We start from the raw sequence: 13,441 nt of genomic DNA, 5'->3' as shown, positions 1-13,441 counted from the left end.
CCGGCGGTGGCCGGGCGGGCAACCGTCGGCGATAGGCGCGGAAATCCGCGTCAGCCCACGCTGGCGGAGAAGCTTTCGGCGGAGCGTTGCAGTTGCGCCAGCCGGTCGCCGACCTCGCTGAAGCCGGCGCCCAGGCACACGATCTCGCCGACGACGGCATGCGTGTCGTCGCGGATCGTGTCGACCGTCGCCGCCATCGTGTCGGCGGCGAGCGCGCCTTCGTCGATCGCGGCGGTGATGGTGTCGACGGTGCGCGCCTGTTCCTCCATCGCGCTGCGGATGCGCAGCGCCGAGTTGCGCGCCGCATCCACCGTCTGGCGGATGCTGATGTTGGTTTCGACGGTGGACCGCGTTGCCGCCTGGATCGCGGCGATCTTGGCGGCGATATCGTCGGTCGCGCGCGCGGTCTGGTTGGCGAGGCTCTTTACCTCCTGCGCGACGACGGCGAAGCCGCGGCCGGCATCGCCCGCCCGCGCCGCCTCGATCGTCGCATTGAGCGCAAGCAAATTGGTCTGCCCGGCGATGTCGCGGATCAGGCCCAGGATCGATTCGATCGATTTGGCGTGGTCGGACAGCGTCTCGCTGGCGCGCACTGCATCCACGGCATGTTCGCTGGCGCGCGTCGCGATGCCGGCGGCGGCCTCCACCTCGGTACGGGCGCTGTCGATCGCATGCGTCAGGCCGGCGGCGGTCTGCGCGGCGCTACGCATCGCGAGCGCGGTTTCCTCGGCATTGCTGGCGACGATCCGCGCCTTTTCCATGACGGTGCGGGTCGATGTGGAGGCCGCGTCGGCCTGCACGCGGATACGCGCACCCAGCGCCACCGCCGATTCGATCGAGACGGCGATGCTTTCGCGGAAGGCGGCCGAGCGTTCCTGCCGTTCGCTTCGCGCCTCGTTCTCGTGAACCTCGGCAAGATAGCCCGACATCAGATCGGCCTCGACCAGCGAGATGCGCTGCACCGCGTCGCACATGCGCAGCAGGCGCGGCGTGTCGCCCGTGCAATAGCCTTCGATGATCCGAACCGTGTGGCTGTGCGAATGAGCGAGCGCTGCCTGCAGGCTGGGCAAGGGGACGTTCGATCGCATGCACTGGTCGGCATGGCGGTGGGCGATCTTCACCCAGCCGTCGTCGAACGGGGCGCCGTATTTCAGCCGGGCATATTCGATGCTCTCGCGCATCCGGCGTTCCAGCCGATCGCCATGGAACAGGTGGCGGACCGATTGCGTCGCGGGCAGCGACAGATACTGGTCCCAGAAGCAGCGCGCGATGTCGCGATAATCCGCCTCCGACAGCAAGGCGCAAATGTCGCGCGAGGTGTCGGCGAGCGTGCCGTCCCAGTCATATTCGCCCAGATGGTCGACGATGCGGCGTTGCATGATGCTGTCAGCCCCTCGGCGATCGAAGCGACGGAATGGCACGGGCCATCAGGCGGCGACCTTGGCGACGAAATCGCCGGCGCTGCTCTTCAGCGTCTGCAACCGCCCGTCGAGCCTGTCGAAGCCGCGGCCCACGCCGTCGATCTCGGCGGCGACGGTTTCGGTGTCCATGCGGATCGTGGCGATCGTGCTCGCCATCGAATCGGCGGCGAGCGCGGTTTCGTCGACCGCGGCGGTGATGGCGGTGACGGTCTGCGCCTGCGCCTCCATGGCGAAGCGGATGCGATCGGCCGATTCCTGCACCTCGGTCACCGTCGTGCGGATGCTGGCGTTGGTTTCGACGGTGGATTTCGTCGCCGACTGGATCGAGGCGATCTTGGCGGCGATGTCGTCGGTCGCGCGCGCGGTCTGGTTGGCGAGGCTCTTCACCTCCTGCGCGACGACGGCGAAGCCGCGGCCGGCGTCACCGGCGCGCGCTGCCTCGATCGTCGCATTCAGCGCCAGCAGGTTGGTCTGCCCGGCGATGTCGCGGATCAGGCCCAGGATCGATTCGATCGATTTGGCGTGGTCGGACAGCGTTTCCGACATGCCGACCGCATCGGTCGCCTGGCGCGAGGCGCGGCTGGCGATCTCGGCAGCGGCCTCCACCTCGGTCCGGGCGTCCTCGATCGCGCGGATCAGGCCCGCGGCGGTCTGTGCCGCCTCGCGCATCGCGACGGCGGATTGTTCGGCGGCGGCGGCGACCTCGCTGGTCTTGCCCAGCATGCCGCGTGCCGAGCCGGAGCTGCGTTCGGCCTGTGCGCGCAAGGTGCGGCCTTCGACGGTCGCGGTCTCGACCGCGTCGGCGATGCCTTCGCGGAAATCGCCCGCCAGCCGCTCGCGCGCCGCATGGGCGCTATAGCCGTCAAAGCCCGCGAACAGCGCGACGGTGAGCTCGGTCTCCATGCCGAACAGCCGCATCAGTGCGTCCACCAGTCCGGTGCGGTGCATCGTGTCTTCGGGCAGGCGCTTCTTCAGCGCCTTCAGGACGGCGCGGTCGCTGGCGCACGACATGGCGAGCAATTCCATCGTCTCGACGCCCGCGGCATAGGCGGCGGCGACCGAGCGTTCGAGCGATTCGACCCAGGCGATCCCTTCCAGATGGCAGAAGCGGTTGCGCAGATAGGCCACGCCCGCCGCGCGGCGACGCTCGCCCTCCATCGGCGTCCAGGTCGGCGCGCCCGGATTGGCGGCGCGCCAATGATCCCAATAGGCATCGACGATCTCGCCCGCATCGGGTTCGATGATCGTCCACAATTCCCGTGCCTGCGCGACCAATGTGTCGTCGCCGCCGTCGAACGCCTTGATTCGACTCGGCAGGTCGATCCTGGCGGCGATGCTGGCCGGGGGCGGCAGGGCGATGTCGGGCAAAGCTGAAGTCTCCGGCGAACGAGCGACGTGCCCGGTAAACGGGCCTCTCGACCGTCGTGCCTACCGCCCAAGTGGTTAATGCTCGGTTAGGAGCGGATGCTATGGGTTGCATCGGCGAACGCGTGGCCTAATAGGCACTGCAATCGATCTTGCCCGAGGACCGTTCATGGCATCCCGTACCCCGGCGCGCCCGCGCAGCCCGCATCTTTTCTCGGGCTTTATGAAGCTCCACTACAGCTGGGGGCCGCATATGCTGGTCTCCATCCTCCATCGCGCCACGGGTTCGGGAATGGCGACGGTCGGCACGGTGCTGCTGGTGTGGTGGCTCGCCGCGATCGCGGGCGGGGCGGAAAGCTACGCGACCTTCCGCGACGTCTTCACCCATGACAGCGGCGCGCTCAATCCGCTCGGCTGGATCATCGGCGTCGGCATGACCTGGGCGTTCTTCACGCACGCGCTGAACGGCATCCGCCACCTGGTGATGGATGCGGGCGCCGCGTTCGAACTGAAGCGCAACAAGATGTTCAGCATGGTCGTCATCGTCGGCGGCGTGGTGCTGACCGCGGCCTTCTGGCTTTACCTGGGGATGAAGTAATGGGTTCGGGCACCAGCATCGGCCGCGTCCGCGGCCTCGGCAGCGCCAAGGAAGGCGCGCATCACTGGTGGCGTCAGCGCGTCACCGCGGGATCGAACCTGTTCCTGACGCTCTGGTTCGTCTTCTCGCTGCTGCGCCTGCCGGGTTATGACTATGCCAGCGTTCACGATTGGCTGCGCAACAGCTGGGTCGCGGTGCCGATGATCCTGCTGATCGTGTCGGTCTTCTATCACTTCCGCCTCGGGCTGCAGGTGGTGATCGAGGATTACCAGCACGGCGAAAAGCGCGTCGCCTACATGCTCGCGCTGAACTTCTTCACGGTCGCGACCGCCGCGATCGCCATCTTCGCGATCCTCAAGGTCGCCTTCGGAGCTGCGGCATGAACGCGCCTGCCTATAAGATCATCGACCACACCTATGACGCCGTCGTCGTCGGCGCGGGCGGTTCGGGCCTGCGCGCCGTCATGGAATGCGCGCAGAACGGCCTGAAGACCGCCTGCATCACCAAGGTGTTCCCGACCCGGTCGCACACCGTCGCGGCGCAGGGCGGCATCGCCGCATCGCTCGGCAACATGGGTCCGGATCACTGGACCTGGCACATGTACGACACCGTCAAGGGGTCGGACTGGCTCGGTGACCAGGACGCGATCGAATACATGGTCCGCGAGGCACCGGCGGCGGTGTACGAGCTGGAACATGCCGGCATGCCCTTCAGCCGCACCGACGAAGGCCGCATCTACCAGCGCCCGTTCGGCGGCATGATGCAGAACATGGGCGAAGGCCCGCCCGCGCAGCGCACCTGCGCCGCGGCGGACCGTACGGGGCATGCGATGCTCCACACGCTGTACCAGCAGTCGCTGCGCTACGACGCCGACTTCTACGTCGAATATTTCGCGCTCGATCTGATCATGGAAAACGGCGTGTGCCGCGGCGTGATCGCTTTGTGCATGGAAGACGGCAGCATCCACCGCTTCCGCAGCCACAACACCGTGCTGGCGACGGGCGGCTATGGCCGCTGCTATTTCTCGGCGACCTCGGCGCATACCTGCACCGGCGACGGCGGCGGCATGGTGCTGCGCGCCGGTCTGCCGTTGCAGGACATGGAGTTCGTCCAGTTCCACCCGACCGGCATCTACGGCGCGGGCGTGCTCATCACCGAGGGCGCACGCGGTGAGGGCGGCTATCTGACCAATTCCGAAGGCGAGCGCTTCATGGAGCGCTATGCCCCGTCGGCGAAGGACCTGGCGTCGCGCGATGTCGTGTCGCGCTCGATGGCGATGGAGATGCGCGAAGGCCGCGGCGTCGGCAAGAACGGCGACCACATCTTCCTGCACCTCGACCACATCGATCCCAAGGTGCTGCACGAGCGCCTGCCGGGCATCACCGAGACGGGCAAGATCTTCGCGGGCGTCGACCTGACGCGCCAGCCGCTGCCCGTCACGCCGACCGTCCATTACAACATGGGCGGCATCCCGACGAACTTCCACGGCGAGGTCGTCAACCTGGTCGACGGCAATCCGGACACGGTCGTCCCCGGCCTGTTCGCGGTCGGCGAAGCGGCATGCGTGTCGGTCCATGGCGCGAACCGCCTCGGCTCCAACTCGCTGATCGACCTCGTGGTCTTCGGCCGAGCGACCGGCAAGCGTATCGCCGACATCTGCAAGCCCAACACGACGCACAATCCGCTGCCCAAGGGTTCGGAAGAGCTGTCGCTGACGCGCCTCGATAAGTTCCGCAATGCCGCTGGCGCCACGCCAACCGCGGAAATCCGGGGCAAGATGCAGCGCACGATGCAGAAGCATTGCGCGGTGTTCCGCGACAATGCGCTGCTCAGCGAAGGCCAGGCGCTGATGAAGGACATCTACGCCTCGATGCAGGACGTGCAGGTCAACGACCGCAGCCTCATCTGGAACACCGACCTGATCGAGACGCTGGAGCTCGACAATCTGGTCGCGCAGGCGCTGGTGACGATCGATTCGGCGGCCAACCGCAAGGAATCGCGCGGCGCGCACGTGAACGAGGATCACCCGGATCGCGACGATGCGAACTGGATGAAGCACACGATCGCCACCTTCACCGGCTGGGGCGGCGTCGGCGGCGCGACCGCGATCGATTATCGCCCGGTCCACGATTACACGCTCACCGACGACGTCGAATACATCAAGCCGAAGAAGCGGGTGTATTGATCGGGTAGGGCCGGGCGCGACGACAGGGTCGCGCCCGGTCCACTAAGTCATCCCCGCGCAGGCGGGGATCCATAACCTCTAACGCTGGCGATAAAGCCGCACCGTCAGCCAGTCTGGATTCCCGCCTCCGCGGGAATGACGAGCATGGGGGGCAATGCCCCCGCTCAAACCCCCATCACCAGCGGCGCATGCCGATCGACCAGCACCGCGCTCGCGGCGTTGAGCCCCACCAGCTCCACCACCATCCCATGGCTGCGCATCTTGGCGACGACGTCGTCCAGCGCCGCGACCGCCGTCACGTCCCACAGATGCGCGTGCGTCAGATCGACCCGCACGCCCGCGGCGCTGTCGCGCAGGTCGAACCGGTCTGCGAACATTTCGGCGCTGGCGAAGAACACCTGCCCCGACACGGTGTAGACGCGCGTGTCGGTGCTGGCGTCATAGGCGACGTCGACGCGCATCATCCGCATCACCTTGAACGCGAAGAACACGCCGCTCAGCAGCACGCCGACCGCGACGCCCGCCGACAGATCGTGCGTCGCCACCGTCACCGCGACGGTCGCGAGCATCACCACGCCCGACACCTTGGGATGGCGGGCGAGGTCGCGCAGCGATCCCCAGGAAAAGGTGCTGATCGACACCATCACCATGATCGCGACCAGCGCCGCGACGGGCACCTGCGCGACCCACGGGCGCAGCGGCACCATCACGACGAGCAGGAACACGCCCGCGACCAGCGTCGACAGCCGCCCGCGCCCGCCATAGCGGACGTTGCCGACGGTCTGGCCGATCATGCCGCAGCCGGCGATGCCGCCGAACAGCCCGGCGGCGACATTGGCGAGGCCGAGGCCGGTCGCCTCGCGCGCCTTGTCGCTGCCGCTTTCGGTCAAGTCGTCGACGACGCGCGCGGTCATCAGCGATTCGAGCAGGCCGACCGCGGCCATCGCCAACGCATAGGGCGCGACGATGGCAAGCGCGCGCCATTCCATCGGGACGGCGGGCAGCGCAAAGGCGGGCAGGGCGTCGGGCAGGCGCCCAAGGTCGGCGATCGTGCGCAGCGGCATCGGAAACGCGACGCTGACCGCAGTCAGCACGACGATGCAGATCAGTGGCGACGGAATGACGGTCGTCACGCGCGGTGTGAGGTAGATGATCGCGAGGCCGAGCCCGATCATCGCATAGGTGTGCCAGTCGACGCCGAGCAATTGCGGCACCTGCGCCGAAAAGATCAGGATCGCGAGCGCGTTGACGAAGCCGGTGCGCACCGATTGCGACACGAAGCGCATCAGCACGTCGAGCCGGAGCAGCCCGAACGCGACCTGCAACACGCCAGCCATGACGGTGGCGGCGAGCAGATAGGGCAGGCCATGCGCCGTCACCAGCGCGGCGGCGACCAGCGCAACCGAGCCGGCCGCGCCCGAGATCATGGCGGGGCGCCCGCCGAAGATCGCGATGACGATGCCGATGACGAAGGAGGCGAACAGGCCGACCTGCGGGTCGATACCCGCGACGAAGGAAAAGGCGATGACCTCTGGGATCAACGCGAAGGTGCCGACCATGCCGGCGAGGATGTCCCGTCGCGCGGCGGCGGGGCCGCTATACCATTCGGCGCGGTAGCGGGCGAAATCGAAAGTCATGTAACGAGGGTCCGTATCGACCGCGCGAGGTGAGACATCACCGGCAAAGGCAATGGCGTGAAAGGGCGCGGTATACGTTGTCCGGCGGATCGGCGGCCGGAATAGCCACCCGGAATTGCACCGGGTCCATGCGAATGCGGCGCGGTTAGCGCGAAGCGCGCCGCGATGCAAATCCGGGGCGGTGGGGAGGATGGGGGACGGCGAGGGGATCGCAGCGCCCGCCCCATTCCCTCCGTCACCCCGGACTTGGTCCGGGGTCCACTCCGCGGCGAGGGGGAAGGCTGGAGGCGCGAACGCTCCCCCGCGGCCCGGTGGACCCCGGAACAAGTCCGGGGTGACGGATCATGTGGGCGACGGGAATGAGTCGCCGCCAAGGCGTGTTGGACGCCGGTCACAACCCGATCGGCGCATCTCCTTGCCCAACAACCGGAAATCCCGCCGCCAGACCCACCCCCTGTCCTATTCCCCAAAACCATGATCCTCCCCCGCACCGTCACAGCAGGGGAGCGCATCATGACCATCCATGCCCTTATCGACCGGTTGATCGCCCGCGAGGGCGGCTATGTCGATCATCCCGCCGATCGTGGCGACGCCACCAGTTGGGGGATCACCACCGCGGTCGCCCGTGCCAACGGCTGGCAGGGGGCGATCCGCGACCTGCCGCGGGCGCGTGCCGCCGAGATCTACGAGCGCGTCTATTGGCGGGGGCCGGGCTTCGACCGGATCGCCACGCGGGCGCCCGTCCTGGCGGGCGAGCTGTTCGATACCGGCGTCAACATGGGCACCGCGACCGCGATCGGGTTTCTCCAGCGGGCGCTCAACGCGCTTAACCGCGGGCAGGCCGATTATCCCGACCTCGCCGCCGACGGAGCGGTGGGCGCGCGAACGCTCGCGGCGCTCGATGCCTTTCTGGCGCGGCGCGGCAAAGCGGGGGAGGCGGTGCTGGTCAAGGCGATCGATGCCTTGCAGGGCGAACGCTATGTCGCGCTCGCCGAGCGCCGCCCCGCCAACGAGGCCTTTCTGTACGGCTGGCTCGCGGGGCGCGTCTCGTGACGCCGCGCCGGCCGCCTGCGGAGGACCGATGGGTGCGCCGCGCGCGCCCCGCCTTCCTCTACGTGATGTATGCGCTGATCCTGTGGACCATCCCGATGAGCCTGATCGCCGCGATCCGGCCCGATGTCGCCATCGCCATGGCGCGGGGGGCGGGTGCGTACCTCAATGCCATTCCCGAACCGCTCTACGCGCTCTTTGGCACGGGCTACCTCGGTTACACGGCCGCGCGGGCGTGGGGGAAGGCGAAGGGGGTGGAAAGGTGATTCACGCGAAGACGCGAAGGCGCGAAGGAGAAGGGTGATTCACGCGGAGACGCGGAGACGCGGAGAAGAAGAGGGCGCGCTGCGCTAGCGGCCCTCCTACGATTGTCTCGCGAGGGAGAAAGACGCTTCGCGTCGGGCGCAACCCCTCCGCGTCTCCGCGTCTCCGCGTGAACCCCTTCTTCCCTCTTCTCGACACCGAGTGAACGGCCCCCTTTGCACCCACCCGCCGCGCACCTACATCGCGGGCCATGAGCGGGAACGATCCACACGCCATGCCGGTCTGGCATGGCACCACCATTTTGTCCGTCCGTCGCAACGGCAAGGTCGTCGTCATCGGCGACGGCCAGGTCTCGATGGGCCAGACGGTCATGAAGCCCAATGCGAAGAAGGTCCGCCGCCTCGGCAGCGAGGGGCAGGTGATCGGCGGCTTCGCCGGCGCGACCGCCGACGCCTTTACGTTGTTCGAACGGCTGGAGGCCAAGCTGGAGCGCCACCAGGGCCAGCTGATGCGCGCCGCGGTCGAGCTGGCGAAGGACTGGCGTACCGATAAGTACCTGCGCAACCTGGAAGCGATGATGATCGTCGCGGACAAAGACGTCACGCTGATCCTGACCGGCAACGGCGACGTGCTGGAGCCGGAAAACGGCGTCGCGGCGATCGGATCGGGCGGCAATTACGCGCTCGCCGCGGCCCGGGCGCTGGTCGATTACGAACAGGACGCCGAGACGATCTGCCGCAAGGCGATGGCGATCGCGGCGGAAGTCTGCGTCTACACCAACGACCGCACGACGATCGAAATGCTCGACAGCGCGAGCTGAAAAACACGCGCATCCGTGCGACTTTTGTGACCTTTCAGATCGCCAGATTCCGGCGAACAGGCAGATAATGAACGAAAATCTTACCCCAAAGGCGATCGTCGCCGCGCTCGACGCCCATATCATCGGCCAGGCCGACGCCAAGCGCGCGGTCGCCGTCGCGATGCGCAACCGCTGGCGCCGCCAGCAGCTCTCGCCCGACCTGCGCGACGAGGTGACGCCGAAGAATATCCTGATGATCGGCCCCACCGGCTGCGGCAAGACCGAGATCAGCCGCCGTCTTGCCAAGCTCGCCGATGCGCCGTTCGTGAAGGTCGAGGCGACCAAGTTCACCGAGGTCGGCTATGTCGGCCGCGACGTCGAACAGATCGCGCGCGACTTGGTGGAAGAGGCGATCCGGCTGGAGAAGGAGCGCCGCCGCCTCGCGGTGAAGGACAAGGCGGAGGACGCGGCGATGAAGCGGCTGCTCGACGCGCTCGTCGGCAAGGACAGCAGCCAGGCGACGCGCGAAAGCTTCAAGCAGCGCTTTGCCGACGGCCATCTCGACCAGACCGAGATCGAGATCGAGCTGGAACAGGCGCCGTCGATGCCGTTCGAGGTGCCCGGTGGCGCGCCGCAGATGATCAACCTGACCGAGATGATGAAGTCCTTCGGCGGCGGCCAGCAATTGAAGCGCCGCAAGCTGACGGTGCGCGCGGCTTGGGACAAATTGGTCGAGGAAGAGGCCGACAAGCGCCTCGACCAGGACGAAGTGAGCCGCACCGCGCTGGCCGACGCCGAGGCGAACGGCATCGTCTTCCTCGACGAGATCGACAAGATCGCGGTCAGCGACGTCCGCGGCGGTTCGGTCAGCCGCGAAGGCGTGCAGCGCGACCTGCTGCCGCTGATCGAGGGCACCACCGTCGCGACCAAATACGGGCCGATGAAGACGGATCACATCCTCTTCATCGCCAGCGGCGCCTTCCATGTCGCCAAGCCGTCTGACCTGCTGCCCGAACTGCAGGGCCGCCTGCCGATCCGCGTCGAACTGAAGGGGCTGACCGAGGCCGACTTCATCGCGATCCTCTCCGACACCAAGGCGTCGCTGCCGGCGCAGTATAAGGCGCTGATCGCGACCGAGGGCGTCGACGTCACGTTCACCGACGACGGCATCGGCGCCATCGCGCGCATCGCCGCCGAGGTGAACGGCCAGGTCGAGAACATCGGCGCGCGCCGCCTGCAGACGGTGATGGAAAAGCTGCTGGAAGAGGTGAGCTTCGATGCCGAAGACCGCAGCGAACCGGTGACGGTGGATGCGGCCTATGTAGAAAAGCAGCTGGCCGGCATCGCGCGCAATACGGACCTGAGCCGGTTCGTGCTGTAACCGGGACGTCGCCCCACCCACCCCGTCACCCCGGGCGTGTTCCGGGGTCCACCGTGCCACACGGGGGCGGTCAAGCCTCTAGCCGTCCCCCTCGCCGCGGAGTGGACCCCGGACCAAGTCCGGGGTGACGAAGTGGGGGGCGGCCCGAGCCGCTTCAACTCTCCCGCGCCAACGCCTTCAGCCGATACAGCGTATCCAGCGCCTCCCGCGGCGTCAGCGCGTCGACGTCGAGCGCCTCCACCTCCGCGCGGATGGCATCGCACGTCTCTTCCTCCACCTGCGCGGCGGCGGCGAACAAGGGCAGGTCGTCCAGCCCCGCAGCCAGACCGCCGGTCTTCGCGCGCCCCGCCTCCAGCTTGGCGAGCACCGCCTTCGCCCGCGCCACCGTCGCCGGCGGCATCCCCGCCAGCCGCGCCACGGCAAGCCCGTAGCTGCGATCCGCCGGCCCGGTGGCCAGTTCGTGCAGCAGTACCAGCTCACCCTTCCACTCGCGCGCGCGGACATGGTGGAGCGTCAGCGCGTCGCAGCGTTCGGCAAGACGGGTCAGCTCGTGGTAATGCGTCGCGAACAGGCAGCGGCAGCGATTGTCCTCATGGATCGCCTCCACCACCGCCCAGGCGATGGCGAGCCCGTCGTAGGTGCTGGTGCCGCGCCCGACCTCGTCGAGGATGACGAAGCTCTGCGGCGTCGCCTGCGCCAGGATCGCCGCGGTTTCGACCATCTCGACCATGAAGGTCGAGCGCCCCCGCGCCAGATTGTCCGACGCGCCGACGCGGCTGAACAACCGGTCGACCAACCCCAGCGTCGCGCTGGTCGCGGGCACGAAGCTGCCCGCCTGCGCCAGCACCGCGATGAGGGCGTTCTGGCGGAGGAAGGTCGACTTGCCGCCCATGTTGGGGCCCGTCACCAGCCACAGGCGGGAGTCCGGCGACAGCGTGCAGTCGTTGGCGACGAAGCGCTCGCCGGCCTTGGCGACGGCGGCCTCGACCACCGGATGCCGCCCACCGACGACGTCGAAACAGGGATGGTCGGCGATCGTCGCGCGCGCCCAGCCGCCTTCGGCCGCGCGCTCGGCGAGGCCCGCCGCCACGTCGATCCGGGCGAGTGCATCGGCGGTCGCGGCGATCGCCTCGCGCTGCGCCAGCGCCGCGGCGGTCAGCTCTTCAAGATGCGCCGCTTCGGCGGCGAGCGCATGCGCGCCGGCCTGCGACACCTTGGCCGCTACCTCGTGCAGCGCGGGCGTGTTGAAGCGCACGACGCCCGCCAGCGTCTGGCGGTGGGTGAAGCCGCTATCGGGTTGCATCAGCGCGTCGGCCGATCGCGCCGGCACCTCGACGTGATAGCCGAGCACGTTGTTGTGGCGGACCTTCAGCGTGGTGATGCCGGTCGCGGCCTTCATCTCCGCCTCCAGCGCCGCGATCGCACGGCGCCCGCCCGCACCGGTATCGCGCAGCGCGTCGAGCGCGTCGTCATAGCCCGCCGCGATATAGCCGCCATCGCTCGCCTCGATCGGCGGCGAGGGGACGAGCGCGCGGCGGAGCAGGTCGATCAGCGCGCCATGGCCGCGCAGCGCGGGCGCGATCCGGCGGAGCAACGCCAGCGGTGCGTCGATCTGGCCTAGCCGCTCGCCGAGGTGCCACGCGCCGTCCAGCCCGTCGCGCAGCTGTCCCAAATCGCGCGGCGACCCGCGCCCTGCGGCCAGCCGGCCGATGGCGCGCCCGATATCGGGCAGCGCCCGCAGCGCGGACCGCACCTGCTCACGCTGGCCCGCCTGATCGTGGAAATGCTGCACCAGATCCAGCCGCTCGTCGATCGCACGGGCATCCATCAGTGGTGCGCCGAGATCGCTCGCCAGCGCCCGTGCGCCCGCGCCCGTCACCGTCCGGTCGATACAGTCGAGCAGGCTGCCCTTGCGCTGGCCGTTGGTGGTGCAGGTCAGCTCCAGGCTTTCGCGCGTCGCGGCGTCGATCGCCATCGTCTCCGCGGCGCGGGCCAGCTGCGGCGGACGGAGGAAGGGCAGGGCGCCCTTCGCGGTATGTTCCAGATAGGCGACGAGGCCGCCCGCCGCGGCCAGGCCTGCGCGGGAGAAGCTGCCGAAGCCGTCGAGCGTCGCCACGCCGAACAGCGCTTTCAGCCGCGTCTCCGCGCTGCCGCTGTCGAAGCCGCCGCGCGGCCGCAGGCTGGTCGCCGCGTCCGCATGGTCGCTGGTTTCGGACGCCACCACCTCGGCGGCGCCCAGTCGCGCCAGTTCCGCACCCAGCGCGTCGGCCGAACAGTCGATCACCACGAACCGCCCGGTCGAGACATCCGCCGCCGCCAGCGCCACCGCGCCCGCCGCCTCTCCGATGGCGACGCACCAATTGTCGCTACGCGCGTCGAGCAGCGCTTCCTCGGTCAGCGTGCCGGCAGTGACGACCCGCACGATCGCGCGATTGACCAGCGCCTTGCTGCCGCGGGCCTTGCGCGCCGCCTCGGGGCTTTCGGTCTGTTCGGCAATGGCGACGCGGTGGCCCGCCTTGATCAGGCGCTGGAGGTAGGCGGTCGCGGCATGGACGGGCACGCCGCACATCGGCACCTTCTCGCCGTCATGCTCACCGCGCGCCGTGAGGGCGATATCGAGCACCTGGCTCGCGATGCGCGCATCGTCGAAGAACAGTTCGAAGAAGTCGCCCATGCGGTAAAACAGCAGGCAATCCTCCGCCTCCGCCTTCAGGCCGAGGTATTGCGCCATCATCGGGGTA

The 13,441-nt window shown here is 68.4% G+C and carries 11 protein-coding genes and 1 other annotated feature; of the genes, 7 read left to right on the top strand and 4 right to left on the bottom strand.

Annotation, left to right across the window (positions count from 1 at the left end):
• Positions 1 to 50: 50 nt before the first annotated feature.
• A complete protein-coding gene (locus A7E77_RS03825) occupies positions 51 to 1,379 on the bottom strand; it encodes a methyl-accepting chemotaxis protein (protein ID WP_063685974.1) in 1,329 nt (442 codons plus the stop codon).
• A gap of 48 nt (positions 1,380 to 1,427) precedes the next feature.
• Positions 1,428 to 2,789 carry a methyl-accepting chemotaxis protein gene (locus A7E77_RS03820; RefSeq protein WP_078462215.1) on the bottom strand — a complete coding sequence of 454 codons (1,362 nt, stop codon included), beginning with the start codon at positions 2,787 to 2,789 and terminating at the stop codon, positions 1,428 to 1,430.
• A 220-nt stretch (positions 2,790 to 3,009) separates the two neighbouring features.
• Between A7E77_RS03820 and sdhC the strand changes: the two genes are divergently transcribed.
• The 3 genes from sdhC to sdhA are packed head-to-tail and all read left to right on the top strand — an operon-like array spanning position 3,010 to position 5,569.
• Positions 3,010 to 3,384, top strand: a complete 375-nt coding sequence (gene sdhC / locus A7E77_RS03815) for a succinate dehydrogenase, cytochrome b556 subunit (protein ID WP_413243592.1) — start codon at positions 3,010 to 3,012, stop codon at positions 3,382 to 3,384.
• The gene (gene sdhD / locus A7E77_RS03810; protein WP_063685972.1) at positions 3,384 to 3,767 is read left to right on the top strand and encodes a succinate dehydrogenase, hydrophobic membrane anchor protein; all 384 of its coding nucleotides are present in this window, start codon (positions 3,384 to 3,386) and stop codon (positions 3,765 to 3,767) included. The genes sdhC and sdhD overlap by 1 nt, the downstream gene beginning before the upstream one ends.
• Positions 3,764 to 5,569: a succinate dehydrogenase flavoprotein subunit gene (gene sdhA / locus A7E77_RS03805; RefSeq protein WP_043060382.1), complete on the top strand. Its 1,806-nt coding sequence runs from the start codon at positions 3,764 to 3,766 to the stop codon at positions 5,567 to 5,569. The genes sdhD and sdhA overlap by 4 nt, the downstream gene beginning before the upstream one ends.
• A gap of 164 nt (positions 5,570 to 5,733) precedes the next feature.
• Here the strand turns inward: sdhA and A7E77_RS03800 are convergent, their stop codons facing one another.
• Positions 5,734 to 7,206: a SulP family inorganic anion transporter gene (locus tag A7E77_RS03800; RefSeq protein WP_063685970.1), complete on the bottom strand. Its 1,473-nt coding sequence runs from the start codon at positions 7,204 to 7,206 to the stop codon at positions 5,734 to 5,736.
• A 75-nt stretch (positions 7,207 to 7,281) separates the two neighbouring features.
• Positions 7,282 to 7,337: a sequence feature (sul1 is cis-regulatory element that is thought to sense ions involved in sulfur or methionine metabolism; They are found in Alphaproteobacteria), on the bottom strand.
• A gap of 382 nt (positions 7,338 to 7,719) precedes the next feature.
• Here A7E77_RS03800 and A7E77_RS03795 point away from each other — a divergent pair.
• From A7E77_RS03795 to hslU, 4 genes are all read left to right on the top strand, one after another.
• Positions 7,720 to 8,259 carry a glycoside hydrolase family 108 protein gene (locus A7E77_RS03795; RefSeq protein WP_063685967.1) on the top strand — a complete coding sequence of 180 codons (540 nt, stop codon included), beginning with the start codon at positions 7,720 to 7,722 and terminating at the stop codon, positions 8,257 to 8,259.
• A 65-nt stretch (positions 8,260 to 8,324) separates the two neighbouring features.
• Positions 8,325 to 8,522: a hypothetical protein gene (locus A7E77_RS03790; RefSeq protein WP_232479726.1), complete on the top strand. Its 198-nt coding sequence runs from the start codon at positions 8,325 to 8,327 to the stop codon at positions 8,520 to 8,522.
• Between the two features lie 272 nt (positions 8,523 to 8,794).
• On the top strand, positions 8,795 to 9,340 hold the full coding sequence (gene hslV / locus A7E77_RS03785; protein WP_017979689.1) for an ATP-dependent protease subunit HslV: 546 nt from the start codon (positions 8,795 to 8,797) through the stop codon (positions 9,338 to 9,340).
• 67 nt (positions 9,341 to 9,407) lie between these two features.
• On the top strand, positions 9,408 to 10,700 hold the full coding sequence (gene hslU / locus A7E77_RS03780) for an ATP-dependent protease ATPase subunit HslU (RefSeq protein WP_063685963.1): 1,293 nt from the start codon (positions 9,408 to 9,410) through the stop codon (positions 10,698 to 10,700).
• A gap of 154 nt (positions 10,701 to 10,854) precedes the next feature.
• On the opposite strand, the gene mutS is transcribed toward hslU, so the two are convergent.
• Complete coding sequence (gene mutS, locus A7E77_RS03775; RefSeq protein ID WP_063685961.1) at positions 10,855 to 13,434, bottom strand: DNA mismatch repair protein MutS; 2,580 nt, start codon at positions 13,432 to 13,434, stop codon at positions 10,855 to 10,857.
• Between the last annotated feature and the right edge of the window lie 7 nt (positions 13,435 to 13,441).

The sequence above is a fragment of the Sphingomonas sp. NIC1 genome (assembly GCF_001638925.1).
GTDB lineage: Bacteria > Pseudomonadota > Alphaproteobacteria > Sphingomonadales > Sphingomonadaceae > Sphingomonas > Sphingomonas aquatilis.
Note: the sequence above shows the minus strand (reverse complement) of the source record. Positions and strands in the feature narration are given on the sequence as shown.